This is a genomic window from Streptomyces niveiscabiei (assembly GCF_033794345.1).
In the GTDB taxonomy this organism is placed as follows: Bacteria; Actinomycetota; Actinomycetes; order Streptomycetales; family Streptomycetaceae; genus Streptomyces; species Streptomyces niveiscabiei.
The window spans coordinates 133,337-150,952 of sequence record NZ_JARAYJ010000020.1; the positions used below are offsets into that span (position 1 = coordinate 133,337).

The window sequence follows — 17,616 nt, forward strand, 5'->3', positions numbered from 1 at the left end:
GTGGCGGGAGCCGTACGAGGGACCGGGACAGGGCCTCGCGGGGCGGCGGCTGGACACGGCGGGGTGCGGCCCTCCGCGCGCGGGGGAGAGGGGCTCGTGTGCTGGCAGGCGCGTGCGCGTGTGCTGGGCGTCGGCAACGAGGTCATGGACGCGGGGGCGCGGCCATCAGCTGCGTGCGCATGTGTGGGTCGGCGGCGTGGATTGCGGCTCTGCCCGCGCGCGAGGTGAGCAGTCGGCCGCCGCAGGGCACGGCTTGTTCGCGCGGCGGGGCGGCGCTGGCGCGGGCGGTTCGGGGGAGCCGGCCGAGTGCTTCAGGCCGCCGTACGAGGGGGTCGGGTTGGCCCTGGCCCTTGGCACGGGCCGGTCGTGGCCGTGTCCTGTGGTGGCGTGAGAGGCACGGGCCCACGCCGTCCCACGGGACGCCGCCGTCGTCGGATCGCGTTCGCACGTGCCGGTCGGCATCCATGCGGGCGCCGGCGACACGTGCTCTCCCGCGCGCGTGCCTGGTCGTCCGGCTTGCGGTGGCGCCACCAGCGCGCCCGCGCGTAGCGGTGCACCGGTACGGCGTCTCCGTGCCGCTGTACCCGCCCGCGCAGCCCTACAGCGCGCCCTTGCGGGACAGGTGGTTGAAGGCGATCCAGCCGGGGAGGACGGGGAGCCAGAGGGTGAGGAGGCGGAAGAGGAGGACCGCGGGGGCGGCCACCTCCTTGGGGAGGCCCACGGCGATCAGGCCGACCGTGAGGGTGGCTTCCACCGCGCCCACGCCGCCCGGGGTGGGCGCGGCGGAGCCCAGCGCGTTGCCGGCGAGGAAGACGACCGCGACGCTGGCGAGGCTGATCGACGTCGACTCGTCACCGAACGCGCGGATCGAGGCGTCGAGGCACATCACGAAGCAGGCGGTCAGCAGGAGCATGCCGCCGATGCCGGTGACGAGCTTCTGGGGCCGCTGGAGGATGTCCAGCATGCGCGGGACGACGCCCGCGAACAGCGAGCGCACGCGCGTGGCGACGAACTTCCGCAGGAACGGCACGGACGTCACCACGAGGACGAGCACCGCGACCGTCAGCAGCCCGGCGATGACCGTACGGGACGGCGTCAGCGACGGAGTCTTCTCGATGCCCGTCAGATAGCCGAAGGACAGCAGCATGACGATGTGGCAGCCGAGCCCGAAGAGCTGCGAGGCGCCCACGCTGGCCACCGCGAGCCCCGGCCGCACCCCCTGCCGCTGGAGGAACCGCGTGTTCAGGGCGACCCCGCCGACCGCGGCCGGCGCGACGATCTTCACGAAGGACCCGGCGACCTGCGCGGCGACGGTCCGCGGGAACGGCACCCGCTCCGGGACGAACCCCAGCAGGCTCATCGCCGCGGCGACGTAGCTGAGCGCGGAGAACGCCACCGCGGCGGCCACCCAGCCCCACTCGGCGTTGGAGATCAGCGGTCCGAACTCGATGTGGGTGAGCTGCGTCAGCAGGAAGTACGCGCCCAGGGCGCCCGCCATGAAGCTCAGCAGCGTGCGCGGGCGCACCCGCTCCAGGCGGGCCGGTTCGACCGGTGCCTGCGGGCGGATGAGCAGCACCTCGTGCCGGATCTGGGTGAGGAGGTCGTCCTCGCGGGCCTCCTCCAGCGCCTCGTCTATGGCCCGCTTCTCGGCCCGCGCCTCGGCCTTCAGCGTCTTTTTGGCGGCCTTTCCGGAGGAGACCGCCTTCGGGTCCTCCGCGTCCTCCGGACGGGCCTGCTTGGCCTGCTTGGACGCCTCCAGGACGGCGTCCCGCTCGCGCTGGGCCCGTTCCCGGGCCAGCCGGCGCAGCGTGGAGCGCGTGGAGCGGGTCAGCGCGATCGGCTGGAGCATCGGCAGGCAGTCGGCGACCGCGTCCGGACCGAGCACGCTCACCGCCGAGGCCACCGCCCGCTCCGCGCCCACGCGCAGCCCGAGGGTCGTCACCAGCTGGGCGACGTCCATGAACAGCAGCAGCGCACTCGCCGCGATCTCGCCGCCGCGCAGGTCGGTGAGGATCACCGTGCCGGAACGATCCACCAGGATCGCGTCCCCCGCGAGCCTGCGGTGCGCGATACGCCGCGACTGGAGCGCGCGCACCTGGTGCCACGCGTTGTGCAGCACCTCGTCGGTGATCTCCGCGTCCGCCAGCGAGTCCAGCGTGCGCCCGCCGGTGTGCTCGTAGACCAGCATCACGGCGTCCGGGCCCAGCTCGGACATCGCGATCAGCTTGGGCGCGTTGGCACCCGCGGCGATCGCCGCGTACGCCAGCAGGGCCTCCTGCTCCAGCGCCTGCCGCAGCGACTGGAGGCTGGAGCGGGTCGCGAAACCGCGCAGCGCCAGATTGCGCCACGCGCGGTAGAAGAACCCCTGCGCCTGCTGCTCCCGGTCGACGACCGTGACGTCCAGGGGCGCGCCGTCCTCCAGGGTGACGAAGTAGCGCCGCCCGCGGTCGCTGTCCCCGGACTCCGACGCCTCCACGCGCGCGGCGCTCACCGGGCGGAAACCGACCGTCCTGAGGCCCGCCATCAGCGTGCGCCCGGTGGGCCGGACGTTCGGCGAGCCGACCGCGTACAGCGTGCCGTAGGCGACGCTCCAGCCGATCAGCACCGTGAGGATGATCGAGAAGGGGGTCGTGTAGCCGGTGACGAGCATCGACAGCGCGTCGAGCAGCAGCACGATCCACAGCACCGCGCGCCAGCGCGGGCGGCGTGACATGCCCACGGCCGACATATAGGCGATGACCGGTGCGAGATAGCCGTGCACCGGGTCCGTGAGGGCGTGGATGTCACCGGGGGAGGGCTGGGTGAGCGCGTCCCGGATGGAGTCCGGGGCGCCCTTGGCGACCCACAGGTCCGTGGCGAGCGTCACCCCGTGCGCGAGTACGGCCGCCAGGACGCCGTCGGCGATCCGCAGCCCGTCGCGCTTGATCAGCCGTTCGATCGCGAACGCGACCGGCACCAGGAGGATCGCGATGCTGGACGCAAGACCCGCAATCTTGATCAGCAGGTCGGGCGCCTGGCCGGTGCCCTTGTTGATGTCCTGCTCCAGGCCGGAGGTCGTGCCGTGCGCGAACGCGGCGATCGCCAGGAGCACCACGACCGCGAGGACGCCCACCAGGAGCCGCATGAGGTCCGAGGGACGGTGCACGCGCGCGGGGAGCAGCGGTTCGTCGCCCTCCACCTCGTCCACGTGCGCCACGTCCGCGTACTCCTTCGAGCCCCCGCGCGTGGGCGGTTCGTCTGTGTCCGGGCGCGATGCGCCGTCAGAGGTGCCCTCCGCGTCGTCGGAATGCACACCCTGCTGCTTCATCGTCTCTTCTTGATCTCGTATCACCGGTCACCGCCCGCACGATGGTGGCATGCCCGACCGACATCCGGTGATGTCAGGGTGCGAACGCGGGGCGCACAGTCTGCCCGAAGCGTCCTCCCGGGGCGACGTCCACCGAGCGTCACGGGCCCGTCGCATTGTCGGTGCGGTGCGGCAGGATGGGGCGGATGAGCGAGCAGAGCCTTCCCGACGACGCCCGCGCGGAGTACACGGACGCGCTGCCCGAGTACGCCGAGCGGGTCCTCGACGTCGCCGAGCTGATCCCGCCGGGCCGGGTCATGACGTACGGGGACGTCGCCGAGTGGCTCCAGGAGGGCGGCCCACGCCAGGTGGGCCGGGTGATGGCCCTCTACGGGGGCGCCGTGCCGTGGTGGCGCGTCGTGCGCGCGGACGGCGCCCTGCTGCCCGGACACGAACTGCGGGCCCTGGACCAGTACCGCGCGGAGGGCACCCCGCTCAAAGCGGCGAACGCCGCCGCCCAGGGCCATCTGCCGCGCCTCGACATGAAGCGGGCGCGCTGGGACGGCGGCGGCACGGACGGTCACACCTGACAGCTTCCGCCATCGCGTGAGCCCCCGGAGAACCTGTGCGCCGTCCGGGTGAACCGGGGCACGCCCGGGACATGACGTACGTTCGAGGGGCAAGGGGCGTGCGAGCCGTACGAGGCGCACGGGACCGACCGGAAGACCCGCACCGGAGCCGGTCCCCGGCGTAGCGTCGGCCGCACACGTCCCCCTCATCCCGAGACCACCGCCCGGCACGGACGGACGGCGGCGAACCAGCACACCCACCAGGACCGGCGAACCACGTGAGCACCTCTCCCTCCACCGGGCGCCTGCCGCACCCCCAGGTACGGCAGGGGACCCGTGGCGCCTACCGACTGGTGCGTACCCCTCCGGCCCGCGAGGCTCCCCCTCGTCTGGACGCCGAGCAGCGCGCCGTGGTTGACCACACCACCGGCCCCCTGCTGGTTCTCGCGGGCCCCGGCACCGGCAAGACCACCACCCTCGTCGAGTCCGTCGCCGCCCGCGTCGCGCGCGGCGGCGACCCCGCGCGGATCCTCGTCCTGACGTTCAGCCGCAAGGCCGCCGTCGAACTGCGCGACCGCATGGCCCTGCGCATGGGCGCCTCGCGCGCACCCCAGGCGACCACCTTCCACTCGTTCTGCTACGCCCTCGTGCGCGCCCACCAGGACAGCGAACTGTTCGTGGAGCCCCTGCGGCTGCTCTCCGGCCCCGAGCAGGACGTCACCGTCCGGGAACTGCTCGCCGGCCAGCTCGACCTCCAGCGCCTCGGCCTCGCCCACGTGAGCTGGCCCGACGAACTGCGCGCCTGCCTCACCACGCGCGGGTTCGCCGACGAGGTCCGCGCGGTCCTCGCCCGCAGCCGCGAACTCGGCCTCGGCCCCGAGGCCCTGCGCGCCTTCGCCGACCGCATCGGACGCCCCGACTGGCGCGCCGCCGCCGTCTTCCTCGCCGAGTACCTCGACGTCCTCGACCTCCAAGGGGTCCTCGACTATGCCGAACTCGTCCACCGCGCGGTCCTCCTCGCCCAGCGCCCCGAGGCAGCCGCCCACCTCGCGGCGCGCTACGACGCCGTCTACGTCGACGAGTACCAGGACACCGACCCCGCGCAGGTACGGCTGCTGCGCGCGCTCGCGGGGGACGGCCGCACCCTCGTCGCCCTCGGCGACCCCGACCAGTCGATCTACGCCTTCCGGGGCGCCGACGTGAACGGCATCCTCGACTTCCCGCACACCTTCCCGCGCGCGGACGGCACCCCCGCCCCCGTCGAGGTCCTGCGCACCTCGCGCCGCTCCGCCGCGCACCTCCTGACCGCCACCCGCCTGCTCGCCCAGCGCATGCCCCTCACCCGCCTCCCCGCCGACAAGGCCCGCGCCCACCGCGCCCTCGCCCCCGTGCGTGACGGCGGCGGCGTCGAGGTGTACACGTACCCGACGACCGGCACCGAACTCGACAACATCGCCGACATCCTGCGCCGCGCCCACCTGGAGGACGGCGTCCCCTGGCGCGACATGGCCGTCCTCGTGCGCGCGGGCACCCGCTCGGTACCCGCCCTGCGCCGTGCCCTCAGCACAGCCGGCGTCCCCCTGCACACCGACGGCGCCGACGTCCCGCTGCGCCACGAACCGGCGGTCGCCCCCCTGCTGACGGCCCTGCGCGCGGTCGCGACGGCGGAGGCGACGAGCCGCACGGACGTGGCCAGCGGGGGCGACGAGCCCGACGAGCCCGCCGTCTGGCTCGACACCGAGACCGCCCTCACCCTCCTCGCCTCGCCCCTCGCCGCCATGGACGCCGCCGACGTCCGCCGCCTCGGGCGCGCGCTGCGCGACGAGGAACGGGCCGGCGGCAACCCGCTGCCGCCACCCTCCGACGACCTGCTCGCGCGCGCGGTCGCCGAACCCGAACGGCTCGCCGCACACGACCCCGCGTACGCGCGCGGGGCGCAGCGCCTCGGCGAACTCCTCGCCGCGGCACGCGCGCGCCTCGCGGACGGCGGCACCGCCGAGGAAGCGCTCTGGGAGCTGTGGGCGCCCACCTCCTGGCCCGGCCGGCTCGCCAAGGCCGCCCTGCGCGGCGGCGCGGCGGGACGCAACGCCGACCGCGACCTCGACGCCGTGTGCGCGCTGTTCGCGACGGCCGCCCGCGCGGAGGCCCGCACCGGCGGCCGGGGCGCCCTGAACTTCCTGGAGGAACTGGAGGCCGAGGACATCGCGGCCGACACCCTCACGCGCCGCGTCGTACGGCCGGACGCCGTGCGCCTGATGACCGCGCACCGCGCCAAGGGCCTCCAGTGGCGCCTGGTCGTCGTCGCCGGGGTCCAGGAGGGGCTCTGGCCCGACCTGCGCCGGCGCGGCTCCCTGCTGGAGGCCGACCGCATCGGCCGCGACGGACTCGCCGAACCGCTCACCCCGGGCGCGCTGCTCGCCGAGGAGCGCCGCCTGTTCTACGTCGCCGCCACCCGCGCGCGCGAGCGCCTCGTCGTCACCGCCGTGAAGGCGCCCGCCGACGACGGCGACCAGCCCTCCCGCTTCCTCACCGAACTCGGCGTCGAACCCAAGGACGTCACCGGCCGCCCCCGCCGCCCTCTGTCGGTCCCCGCGCTCGTCGCCGAACTGCGCGCCACGACGGTCGACCCGCGCGCCTCCGACGCTCTCCGGGAGGCCGCCGCGCGCCGCCTCGCCCGCCTGGCCGCGCTCGCCGACGAGGACGGCCGCCCGCTGGTCCCCGCCGCCCACCCGTACCGCTGGTGGGGCATGTGGGACCGCACCGAGAGCAAGGTCCCGCTGCGCGACCGCGACCAGCCCGTCGTCCTGTCCGGCAGCGCCCTCGACCAGCTCGCCAACACCTGTGCCCTCCAGTGGTTCCTGGGCCGCGAGGTGAAGGCCGACGCGCCCGCGACCGCCGCCCAGGGCTTCGGCAACGTCGTCCACGTCCTCGCCGACGAGGTCGCCTCCGGGCGGACCCCCGCCGACCTCGACGTCCTCATGGAGCGCCTCGACTCCGTGTGGAACGCGCTCGCCTTCGACGCGCCCTGGAAGTCCGACCAGGAGAAGCACAACGCGCGCGTGGCGCTCGAACGCTTCCTGAAGTGGCATGTGCTCGACCGCGCGGGACGCACGCCCGTGGCGAGCGAGCACGACTTCGACGTCACCCTCGAAGCGGGCGAGTACGAGGTGCGCATCCGCGGCCAGATGGACCGCGTCGAGGCCGACACCGACGGGCGCGCGTACGTCGTCGACTTCAAGACCGGCAAGCAGGCGCCCACCTCCGCCGAGGTCGCCCGCCACCCCCAGCTCGCCGTCTACCAGCTCGCCGTGCGCGAGGGCGCCGTCGACGAGGTCTTCGACGGCGTACGGCCCGAGGCGGGCGGCGCGGAACTCGTCCAGCTCCGCCAGGGCGCCGCCCGGCGCGACGGCGGCGACACGCTGCCCAAGGTGCAGGCGCAGGAACCGCTGTCCGGCGAGTGGGTCGGCGACCTGCTCGCCACGGCCGCCGGCAAGGTCCTCGACGAACGCTTCACCCCCGACGCCGGCCAGCACTGCACGCACTGCGCGTTCCGCGCGTCGTGCAGCGCACGGCCGGAAGGCAGGCACGTGGTGGAGTGAGGACGCCCCCTGTGACCGACCCCACCACCCCTCCCACCTGCGCATCTCCCGCCCCACCCGCCGATTTGTCCCCCGTTGTCAGTGCCGCCCACTAGCCTTCCCCGCATGGCCTCCCGCATCACCGACCCCGAGCAGCTCAAAGAGCTCCTCGGCATCCCCTTCACCCCGGAGCAGACGGCCTGCATCACGGCGCCGCCCGCCCCGCAGGTGATCGTGGCCGGAGCGGGGTCGGGCAAGACGACCGTCATGGCCGCGCGCGTGGTGTGGCTGGTCGGCACCGGGCAGGTCGCCCCGGAACAGGTCCTCGGCCTGACGTTCACCAACAAGGCGGCCGGCGAACTCGCCGAACGCGTCCGCAAGGCACTGATCGCGGCGGGCGTCACCGACCCCGACCCCGTCGACCCGGACAACCCCCCGGGCGAGCCGGTCATCTCGACGTACCACTCCTTCGCGGGCCGCCTGCTCACCGACCACGGCCTGCGCCTCGGCCTGGAGCCGACGTCCCGCCTGCTCGCCGACGCGACCCGCTTCCAGCTCGCCGCGCGCGTCCTGCGCGAGGCCCCGGGCCCCTACCCGGCGCTCACCCGGTCCTTCGCAGACCTGACCGCCGACCTCCTCGCGCTCGACGCCGAACTCGCCGAACACCTGGTGGACCCCGACGACCTGCGCGCGTGGGACGCCGACCTGCTGACAACCCTGGACGGCGCGAAACTCAGCAACGCCGACCTGCGCAAAGTCCCCGAGACGGCCGCCGCCCGCCGCGACCTCGCCGGACTGGTCCGCCGCTACCGCACTGCCAAACGCGACCGCGACCTCCTCGACTTCGGCGACCAGATCGCCCTCTCCGCGCGCCTCGCCGGCATCCCCGAGGTCGGCCGCATCCTGCGCGAGGAGTTCAAAGTGGTCCTCCTGGACGAGTACCAGGACACCTCCGTCGCCCAGCGCATCCTCCTCGCGGGCCTCTTCGGCGGCGGCACCGGCCACCCCGTCACCGCCGTCGGCGACCCCTGCCAGGCCATCTACGGCTGGCGCGGCGCCTCCGTCGCCAACCTGGACGACTTCCCCGAGCACTTCGCGCACGCCGACGGCCGCCCCGCCACCCGCCAGGCACTCAGCGAGAACCGCCGCAGCGGCGGCCGGCTCCTCGACCTCGCCAACGGCCTCGCCGAGCCCCTGCGCGCCATGCACGCGGGCGTGGAGGCCCTGCGCCCGGCCCCCGGCGCCGAACGCGACGGCACGGTCCGCTGCGCCCTCCTGCGCACCCACGCCGAGGAGATCGACTGGATCGCCGACTCCATCGCCCACCTCGTCAACACCGGCAGAGCACCCGGCGAGATCGCCGTCCTGTGCCGCACGGCGACCGACTTCGCCGAGATCCAGGGCGCCCTGGTCGCGCGGGACGTCCCCGTCGAGGTCGTCGGCCTCTCGGGACTGCTGCACCTCCCCGAGGTCGCCGACCTCGTCGCCGTCTGCGAGGTCCTCCAGGACCCCGGCGCCAACGCCTCCCTGGTCCGCCTCCTCACCGGCCCCCGCTGGCGCGTCGGCGCCCGCGACCTCGCCCTCCTGGGCCGCCGCGCCCGACGGCTCGTCACCCACGCGCGCGCGGACGACGACGGCGACCCCGACCGCCGCCTCGCCGCCGCCGTCGAGGGCACCGACCCGGCCGAGGTGATATCGCTCGCGGACGCCCTGGACACGTTCCTGGAGGGCACCGGGGACGACGACGGCCTGCCGTTCTCGCCGGACGCGCGCGTGCGCTTCGCCTACCTCGCCACCGAACTGCGCGACCTGCGCCGCTCCCTGTCCGACCCGCTGATGGACGTCCTGCACCGCGTCCTCGCCGTCACCGGCCTGGAGGTCGAACTCTCGGCGTCCCCGCACGCCCTGGCCGCCCGCCGCCGCGAGACCCTGTCGAACTTCCTCGACGTCGCCGCCTCCTTCACCGCCCACGACGGCCAGGCCACCCTCCTCGCCTTCCTCGCCTTCCTGCGCACCGCCGCCCAGTACGAGAAGGGCCTCGACAACGCCCTCCCCGGCGGCGAGAACACCGTCAAGGTGCTCACCGCCCACAAGTCCAAGGGCCTGGAGTGGGACGTCGTCGCCGTCCCCGGGCTCGTCGACGGCACCTTCCCCAGCGCCAAGGGCCGCGAGAAGTGGACCGCCCAGGCCAAGGTCCTGCCACACGCCCTGCGCGGGGACGCCGACACCCTCCCGGACGTCACCGGCTGGGACGCCAAGGGCATGAAGGCGTTCCACGAGGACATGAAGGACCACCAGCACACCGAGGAACTCCGCCTCGGCTACGTCACCTTCACGCGCCCGCGCAGCCTCCTGCTCGGCTCCGGCCACTGGTGGGGCCCCACCCAGAAGAAGCCCCGCGGCCCCTCCGGCTTCCTCACCGCCCTGTACGACCACTGCGCCGCCGGACACGGCGAGATCGAGGCGTGGGCCGACGCCCCCGAGGACGGCGAGGACAACCCCACCCTCCAGGACACCACCGCCGACCACGCCTGGCCGCTCCCCCTCGACGACACCGCCCTGCGCCGCCGCCGCGCCGCCGCCGACACGGTCCTCGCCCACCTGGACGACCCCACCGCGGTCCACACCCCCCACGCCCACGAGGACCCCGACTGGCCCCCGCCCCCGGACGACGACCCCTACGACGACCCGGCTCCGTACGACGACCCGGACCCGTACGACGAGACGATCCCGTACGACGAAACGGCTCCGTACGACGAAACGCCGCCGTACGACGCAACGGACCCCTACGACGCCCCGGCCCGCACGCGCACCCCCCACCCCGCCCCCACCGTCCCCCACCAGGCCACCCCCCTCACCCCGGAGGACGCCCGCACCATCGCCTCCTGGGACCGCGACCTCGACGCCCTCACCGGCGAACTCCTGCGCGCGCGCAGGACCGTCACCGACGTCCCCCTCCCGGCCGTCCTCACCGCCTCCCAGGTCATGCGCCTCGCCGAGGACCCCGACGGCCTCGCGCAGGAACTGGCCCGCCCCATGCCCCAGCCGCCGAAACCGGCCGCCCGCAGGGGAACGCGCTTCCACGCCTGGGTGGAGGCCCGCTGGGAGGCGCTCACCCTGCCCCTGCTGGAGCCTGAGGAACTGCCCGGCACCGAGGACGCGGAGATCGACGACGAACGCGACCTGGAGGAGCTGAAGGAGGCGTTCGAGCGCACCGAGTACGCACGCCGCACGCCCTACCGTGTCGAGGCCCCCTTCCAGCTCTCCCTCGCGGGCCGCGTCGTACGGGGCCGTATCGACGCCGTCTACAAGGAGGGCGACGGTGCGACGGCGTCGTACGAGATCGTCGACTGGAAGACCCACCGGGAGCGGACCGCCGACCCCCTGCAACTCGCGCTGTACCGGCTCGCGTGGGCCGAGCAGGAGGGCGTTCCCGTGGAATCCGTCACAGCGGCGTTCCTCTACGTGAGGACCGGAGACGTCGTCCGGCCCCCGCAGCTGCCCGGAAGGGCCGCGCTGGAGCGGATTCTGCGGGGTGGGGAGGCCCCCGGACAGCCCCCGGCGGGGGTCCGGGCGCCCGGCGACGATGTCGGTGCGGCCGGATAGGCTCGTGGACATGAGCCAGCCCATTGACAACGCCGTCAGTGACGTCAGCGCCGTCCGCGTCGTCCGTGCGTACATCGAGGAGCACCGGGCCGCCTTCCTCGGCGACCTCGCCGAGTGGCTGCGCATCCCCTCGGTCTCCGCCCAGCCGGAGCACGCCCCCGACGTCCGCCGCAGCGCCGACTGGCTCGCAGCGCAGCTCACCGCGACCGGCTTCCCCGTCGTCGAGGTCTGGCCCACCCCCGGCGCCCCCGCCGTCTACGCGGAGTGGCCCGCGGGCGACCCCCAGGCCCCCACCGTCCTGGTCTACGGCCACCACGACGTGCAGCCCGCCGCCCGCGAGGACGGCTGGGACACCGACCCGTTCGACCCCGTCGTCCGCGACAACCGCCTCTACGCGCGCGGGGCGGCCGACGACAAGGGCCAGGTCTTCTTCCACACCCTGGGCGTGCGAGCCCACCTCGCCGCCACCGGCCGCACCGCCCCCGCCGTCCACCTGAAGCTGCTGATCGAGGGCGAGGAGGAGTCCAGCTCCCCGAACTTCCGCGCCCTCGTCGAGGCCAACGCCGGCCGCCTCGCCGCCGACGCGGTGATCGTCTCCGACACCGGCATGTGGGCCGAGGACACCCCCACGGTCTGCACCGGCATGCGCGGCCTCACCGACTGCGAGATCCGCCTGCACGGCCCCGACCAGGACATCCACTCCGGCTCCTTCGGCGGCGCCGTCCCCAACCCGGCCACCGAGGTCGCCCGCCTCGTCGCCGCCCTGCACGACGAGCACGCGCGCGTGGCGATCCCCGGCTTCTACGACGGCGTCGTCGACCTCACCGCCCAGGAGCGCGCCCTCTTCGCCGAACTGCCCTTCGACGAGGAGCGCTGGCTGCGCACCGCGCACTCGTACGCCGCTCAGGGCGAGGCCGGCTACAGCACCCTGGAGCGCGTCTGGGCGCGGCCCACCGCCGAGGTCAACGGCATCGGCGGCGGCTACCAGGGCGCCGGCAGCAAGACGATCGTCCCCGCCTCCGCGTTCGTGAAGCTGTCGTTCCGGCTCGTCGCCGGACAGGACCCCGACACCGTCGAGAAGGCCGTCCGCGCGTGGGTGGCCGCACAGGTGCCTGCCGGGATCCGCTGCGAGATCGACTTCAGCCCCGCCACGCGCCCGTGCCTGACCCCGCTCGACCACCCCGCGCTCCAGTCCGTCGTCCGCGCGATGGGGCTCGCCTTCGAGCAGCCCGTCCGCTTCACGCGTGAGGGCGGCTCCGGGCCCGCCGCCGACCTCCAGGAGGTCCTCGGCGCCCCGGTGCTGTTCCTGGGCATCTCCGTCCCCTCCGACGGCTGGCACGCGCCGAACGAGAAGGTCGAACTCGACCTGCTCCTCAAGGGCGTCGAGACCACCGCCCACCTGTGGGACGACCTCGCGCGCACCTGGCGCCATGCGCCCTGACACCCGACCGCACCCGCCCCTGCCGTACGTCCCGCCGAACCAACCGCCGCACCGGGGGAGTTGGAAGTACCCGTGACCACCTGGACCGACCCGAACGCCGACCGGCCCGTGTCGCTCACCGCACCCAGCGGCATCGACCGCGCCGCCCACCACCGGCTCGACGAGGCGTGGCTCGCCGCGGCGTGGAGCCACCCCACCACCCGCTGTTTCGTGGTCTCCGGCGGACAGGTCCTCATCGACGAGACGCCCGACGGCCGGACCGAACTCGTCATGACGCCCTCCTTCGAGGCGCCGCTCACCGAGGCGCACCGCTACTTCCTGGGCACCGACGAGGACGGCGTCAGCTACTTCGCCCTCCAGAAGGACGCCCTGCCCGGCCGCATCGACCAGTCCGCGCGCCCCGCGGGCCTGCGCGAGGCCGGCCTGCTGCTGTCCGCGCGCGACGTCGGCCTGATGGTCCACGCCGTCGGCCTGGAGAACTGGCAGCGCACCCACCGTTTCTGCTCCCGCTGCGGCGAACGCACCGTCATCGCCGCCGCGGGCCACATCCGCCGCTGCCCGGCCTGCGGCGCTGAGCACTACCCGCGCACCGACCCGGCCGTGATCATGGCCGTCACGGACGACGAGGACCGCCTCCTGCTGGGCCGCCAGGTCCACTGGCCGGAAGGGCGCTTCTCGACGCTCGCCGGGTTCGTCGAGCCCGGCGAGTCCATCGAGACCTCCGTGCGCCGCGAGGTCTTCGAGGAGGTCGGCGTCACCGTCGGCCGCGTCGAGTACGTCGCCAGCCAGCCCTGGCCCTTCCCGTCCAGCCTGATGCTCGGCTTCCTCGCGCACGCCACGTCCACCGATATCGACGTCGACGGCGACGAGATCCACGAGGCCCGCTGGTTCTCCCGCGACGAACTGGGCGCCGCCTTCGAGTCCGGCGAGGTCCTGCCGCCCTACGGCATCTCCATCGCGGCCCGCCTGATCGAACTCTGGTACGGCAAGCCCCTGCCGACCCGCAGCTTCATCTGAGCGCGGGAGAACACGCGGAAAAGGGGCGGCCCCGGTGAACCGGGACCGCCCCTCTCGCGCGTCCGCGCCTACGCGCCGACCTTTTGCTTGACCTGCGCCAGCGACGGGTTCGTCAGCGTCGAGCCGTCAGGGAACAGCACGGTCGGCACGGTCTGGTTCCCGCCGTTCGCCTTCTCGACGAAGGCCGCGGAATCCGGGTCCTGCTCGATGTTGATCTCGGTGTACGCGATGCCCTCGCGGTCCATCTGGCTCTTCAGCCGACGGCAGTAGCCGCACCACGTGGTGCTGTACATCGTCACAGTGCCCGGCATGTCTCTCGCGCTCCTTCGGCGGGTCAGGGATGTGTCCTCGCAGCAGGGGAACGTACGGGAATCCTCCGGCATTCCCCTCCCCGGAGCCGTACGGGCGTGATGCCTGCCGCAGTGGTACGACAATCGGGCCACGCCTGTGGATAACTTTCCCGCCCGTCTCCGCAGACCTGGCAGCATGGCGGTGTGACAGCAGCAACGCACTCCCCTCTCTTCCCGCAGGCACCGGACTCTGCCGACGCGGTGCTCGAAGGGCTCGACCCCGAGCAGCGCGAGGTGGCGACCACCCTGCGCGGCCCGGTGTGCGTGCTGGCCGGCGCCGGTACGGGCAAGACCAGGGCGATCACCCACCGCATCGCCTACGGGGTCCGCGCGGGCGTCCTCCAGCCCTCCAGCGTCCTCGCCGTCACGTTCACCAACCGCGCGGCCGGCGAGATGCGCGGCCGGCTGCGCCAGCTCGGCGCCCAGGGCGTCCAGGCGCGGACGTTCCACTCCGCCGCCCTGCGCCAGCTCCAGTACTTCTGGCCGAAGGCGGTCGGCGGCCCCCTGCCCCGCCTCGTCGACCGCAAGTTCCAGCTCGTCGCCGACGCCGCCGCCTCCTGCGGACTGCGCCTCGACCGCGGCGAACTGCGGGACGCCACGGCCGAGATCGAGTGGTCCAAGGTCACCCAGACCGTCCCCGCCGACTACGCGCCGGCCGTCGCCAAGGCGGGCCGCGACGCCCCCCGCGACCCCGCCGAACTCGCCCAGGTGTACGCCGCCTACGAGAACCTCAAACGCGAGCGCGGCGTCATCGACTTCGAGGACGTCCTGCTGCTGACCGTCGCCGTCCTCCAGGACCGCCGGGACATCGCCGACCAGGTCCGCGCCCAGTACCAGCACTTCGTGGTCGACGAGTACCAGGACGTCAGCCCCCTGCAACAGCGCCTCCTGGAGCTGTGGCTCGGCGACCGCGACGACCTGTGCGTGGTCGGCGACGCCAGCCAGACCATCTACTCCTTCACCGGTGCCACCCCCGACCACCTCCTCGACTTCCGCACCCGCCACCCCGGCGCGACCGTCGTCAAACTGGTCCGCGACTACCGCTCCACCCCCCAGGTCGTCCGCCTCGCCAACAGCCTCCTCGCCCAGGCCGGCGGCCGGGCCGCCGACCACCGGCTCGAACTCGTCTCCCAGCGCGCGCCGGGACCCGAGCCCGCCTACACCGAGTACTCCGACGAACCCGACGAGGCCGAGGGCGCCGCCCGCCGCATCCGCGACCTGCTCACGGCCGGCGTCCCCGCCGCCGAGATCGCGATCCTCTTCCGCACCAACTCCCAGTCCGAGACGTACGAACAGGCCCTCGCCGACGCCGGCATCCCCTACCAGCTGCGCGGCGCCGAGCGGTTCTTCGACCGGCCCGAGGTCCGCAAGGCGACCGCCTCCCTGCGCGCCGCCGCCCGCTTCGGGAACAACGACTCCGCGCTGGACGACGCCGTGGACCTGCCCTCGCAGGTGCGTGCCGTCCTCTCCGGCGAGGGATGGACGACAACGCCCCCGGCGGGCTCCGGGGCCGTCAGGGAGCGCTGGGAGTCCCTCGCCGCCCTGGTCCACCTCGCCCGCGACTTCACCGCCGCCAAAGCGGACGCCACGCTCGCCGACCTCGTCGCCGAACTCGACGAGCGCATGAACGCCCAGCACGCCCCGACCGTCCAGGGCGTCACCCTCGCCTCCCTGCACTCCGCCAAGGGCCTGGAGTGGGACGTCGTCTTCCTGGTCGGCGTCGCCGAGGGCATGATGCCGATCACCTACGCCCGCACCGACGAGCAGGTCGAGGAGGAACGGCGGCTGCTCTACGTCGGCGTCACCCGCGCGCGCGAACGGCTCCACGTCTCCTGGGCGCTCGCCCGCTCGCCCGGAGGCCGCGCCAGCCGCCGCCCCTCCCGCTTCCTCGACGGCCTGCGCCCCGGCTCCGGCAGCGCGGCGGGCCGTACGGCGGCCTCGGGCGCCTCAGGGGGCGTCGAGCGCGGCACCCTGCGGGCCACGGCGGGCCGTGCGGGCGCCCTCGGCCCGTCCCCCCGGCGCCAGCGCACGCCGGCGCGCTGCCGGATCTGCGGGCGCACATTGACCGACGGCGGCGAGCTGAAACTCCTGCGGTGCGACGACTGCCCCTCCGACATGGACGAGGGCCTCTACGAACGCCTCCGCGCCTGGCGAGAGGTCCAGGCCAAGCGCACCGGACAGCCCGCTTTCTGCGTCTTCACCGACAAGACGCTGGTCGCCATCGCCGAGGCCGCCCCCGAGGAACCGGGCGACCTCGCGCGCATCCCCGGCGTCGGCCAGCGCAAGCTCAACCGGTACGGCACCGATGTCCTGGCCATCTGCGCAGGTCAGGACCGTGCGGAGGAGGAAGGGGATGGCTGATGGGAAATCGTCGAAAAAATAGTTTGCGCATGCCCCGGCAATCCCCATAGGTTCTTAGACACCGGAACGGCGGCCTTCTCGAAGGGCCCTGATCCGTGTTGTACTTGCATATCCGCCGGATCGGGTTCACCCCCGGTCCACGAGACGCCGAGAGGAGGCGATTCCAGTGATCATCAACAAGACCCGCTTCACCAGCACCGTCAAACTGACCGATCCCTCGGTCGTCTCCGTGTGCATCCTCGGCGCCTCGAACCCGGGCACCGGTCTGTCCGGCCTCCGCGCCGGCCGGTCCGAGTCGCTCTCCGTCGCCCCCGCGAGCGTTCCCGCCCGCGACGAGCGACCGATGAAGGCACTGGAAGCAGTAGAGGCAAAGGCCCTGTCCTATGTCTTTACGGCAGCCGGTGCCGGAAACCCGAAGCAGACGACGCAGCACCACCAGATGTGGGCCTTCCGCGGGCCAGATCCCTGGAGTGATCCAGCCTGATCGTCGATCAGGCCGGCGCCTTCAGGGCCGCGGAACCCCATCCGGGATCCGCGGCCCTTCTGTTTGTCCCCCCACCGGGGACAGGCAGCAGAGGGAGCCTCGGGACGACAAGCCGACACCGGCCCAACAGGGCCGGTCCGACAGACGAGGAAGACGAAACCGTGCAACTCGAAGCGCACGAAACGTCCGTACCGCCTTCCGAAACGATCCCCCCGCCCGGTCTCCAGGAGGACCCCGCCTTGACTCCCCTCACCGCGCTCACCGCGCTCGACGACGCCATCGAGAACCTCGGCGTACCCGTTCCCTGCCGCTCCTACGACCCGGAGGTCTTCTTCGCCGAGTCGCCCGCGGACGTGGAGTACGCGAAGTCCCTCTGCCGTACCTGCCCCCTGATCGAGGCGTGCCTCGCCGGGGCGAAGGAGCGGCGTGAGCCCTGGGGTGTCTGGGGCGGCGAGCTGTTCGTGCAGGGTGTCGTGGTCGCCCGCAAGCGGCCGCGTGGCCGTCCGCGCAAGAACCCGGTCTCGGCATGAACATCACCGGAACCATCGACCGCCCCCTCACGCACGACCCCCAGAAGCAGGCCCCGATGAAGCCGTCCGCCAGTGAGCCCGTGGGCTCCGCGAACACAGACGTCACCACCAGCGGCGCGAACGACTCGCGTCAGAACAGGAACCGAGAGATGCAACTCATCCCAGAAGCCTTGGCTCGTGCGCATATGCGCGAGCGCATGCAGGAGGCCGAGCAGGAGCGGCTGGCCGCTCGTGTGGTCGCCGCGCGGCGGATGCAGCGGCGTGCGGAGCGGGCCTCGCGGCGCGCCCGGCGCGCGCTGGCCATGGCCGTCATGCAGTAAGGCGTACGCACCGTACGACTGAGGTTGTTCGTGGGGCCGGTCCGGTTTCGGGCCGGCCCCTTGTGGCTGCTCGC

The 17,616-nt window shown here is 73.6% G+C and carries 11 protein-coding genes; 9 read left to right on the plus strand and 2 right to left on the minus strand.

Annotated features, from left to right (window positions below):
• Window positions 1-598: 598 nt before the first annotated feature.
• Window positions 599-3,307, minus strand: a complete 2,709-nt coding sequence (locus PV682_RS26025) for a lysylphosphatidylglycerol synthase domain-containing protein (protein WP_319733908.1) — start codon at window positions 3,305-3,307, stop codon at window positions 599-601.
• 185 nt (window positions 3,308-3,492) lie between these two features.
• Between PV682_RS26025 and PV682_RS26030 the strand changes: the two genes are divergently transcribed.
• The 5 genes from PV682_RS26030 (at window position 3,493) to nudC (ending at window position 13,497) form a co-directional block, all read left to right on the plus strand.
• Window positions 3,493-3,876: an MGMT family protein gene (locus tag PV682_RS26030; protein WP_319733910.1), complete on the plus strand. Its 384-nt coding sequence runs from the start codon at window positions 3,493-3,495 to the stop codon at window positions 3,874-3,876.
• 257 nt (window positions 3,877-4,133) lie between these two features.
• Window positions 4,134-7,454, plus strand: coding sequence for an ATP-dependent helicase (locus PV682_RS26035; protein ID WP_319733912.1), 3,321 nt, complete (start codon window positions 4,134-4,136; stop codon window positions 7,452-7,454).
• A 105-nt stretch (window positions 7,455-7,559) separates the two neighbouring features.
• On the plus strand, window positions 7,560-11,039 hold the full coding sequence (locus PV682_RS26040; RefSeq protein WP_319733914.1) for a UvrD-helicase domain-containing protein: 3,480 nt from the start codon (window positions 7,560-7,562) through the stop codon (window positions 11,037-11,039).
• 10 nt (window positions 11,040-11,049) lie between these two features.
• Window positions 11,050-12,480, plus strand: a complete 1,431-nt coding sequence (locus PV682_RS26045) for a dipeptidase (RefSeq protein ID WP_319733916.1) — start codon at window positions 11,050-11,052, stop codon at window positions 12,478-12,480.
• Window positions 12,481-12,552: 72 nt separating this feature from the next.
• Window positions 12,553-13,497 carry an NAD(+) diphosphatase gene (gene nudC / locus PV682_RS26050; protein WP_319733918.1) on the plus strand — a complete coding sequence of 315 codons (945 nt, stop codon included), beginning with the start codon at window positions 12,553-12,555 and terminating at the stop codon, window positions 13,495-13,497.
• 68 nt (window positions 13,498-13,565) lie between these two features.
• Here the strand turns inward: nudC and PV682_RS26055 are convergent, their stop codons facing one another.
• Window positions 13,566-13,808 (minus strand): mycoredoxin, encoded by a 243-nt coding sequence (locus tag PV682_RS26055; RefSeq protein WP_055723826.1) that lies wholly within the window; start codon window positions 13,806-13,808, stop codon window positions 13,566-13,568.
• Between the two features lie 183 nt (window positions 13,809-13,991).
• Between PV682_RS26055 and PV682_RS26060 the strand changes: the two genes are divergently transcribed.
• From PV682_RS26060 to PV682_RS26075, 4 genes are all read left to right on the plus strand, one after another.
• Entirely contained in the window at window positions 13,992-16,208 is a 2,217-nt protein-coding gene (locus PV682_RS26060) for an ATP-dependent DNA helicase UvrD2 (protein ID WP_319733921.1), read from the plus strand.
• A 166-nt stretch (window positions 16,209-16,374) separates the two neighbouring features.
• Window positions 16,375-16,692, plus strand: coding sequence for a hypothetical protein (locus PV682_RS26065; protein WP_112477105.1), 318 nt, complete (start codon window positions 16,375-16,377; stop codon window positions 16,690-16,692).
• A gap of 161 nt (window positions 16,693-16,853) precedes the next feature.
• Window positions 16,854-17,222, plus strand: coding sequence for a WhiB family transcriptional regulator (locus PV682_RS26070; RefSeq protein ID WP_319733924.1), 369 nt, complete (start codon window positions 16,854-16,856; stop codon window positions 17,220-17,222).
• Window positions 17,219-17,542 carry a hypothetical protein gene (locus PV682_RS26075; RefSeq protein ID WP_319733926.1) on the plus strand — a complete coding sequence of 108 codons (324 nt, stop codon included), beginning with the start codon at window positions 17,219-17,221 and terminating at the stop codon, window positions 17,540-17,542. The genes PV682_RS26070 and PV682_RS26075 overlap by 4 nt, the downstream gene beginning before the upstream one ends.
• Window positions 17,543-17,616 lie beyond the last annotated feature (74 nt).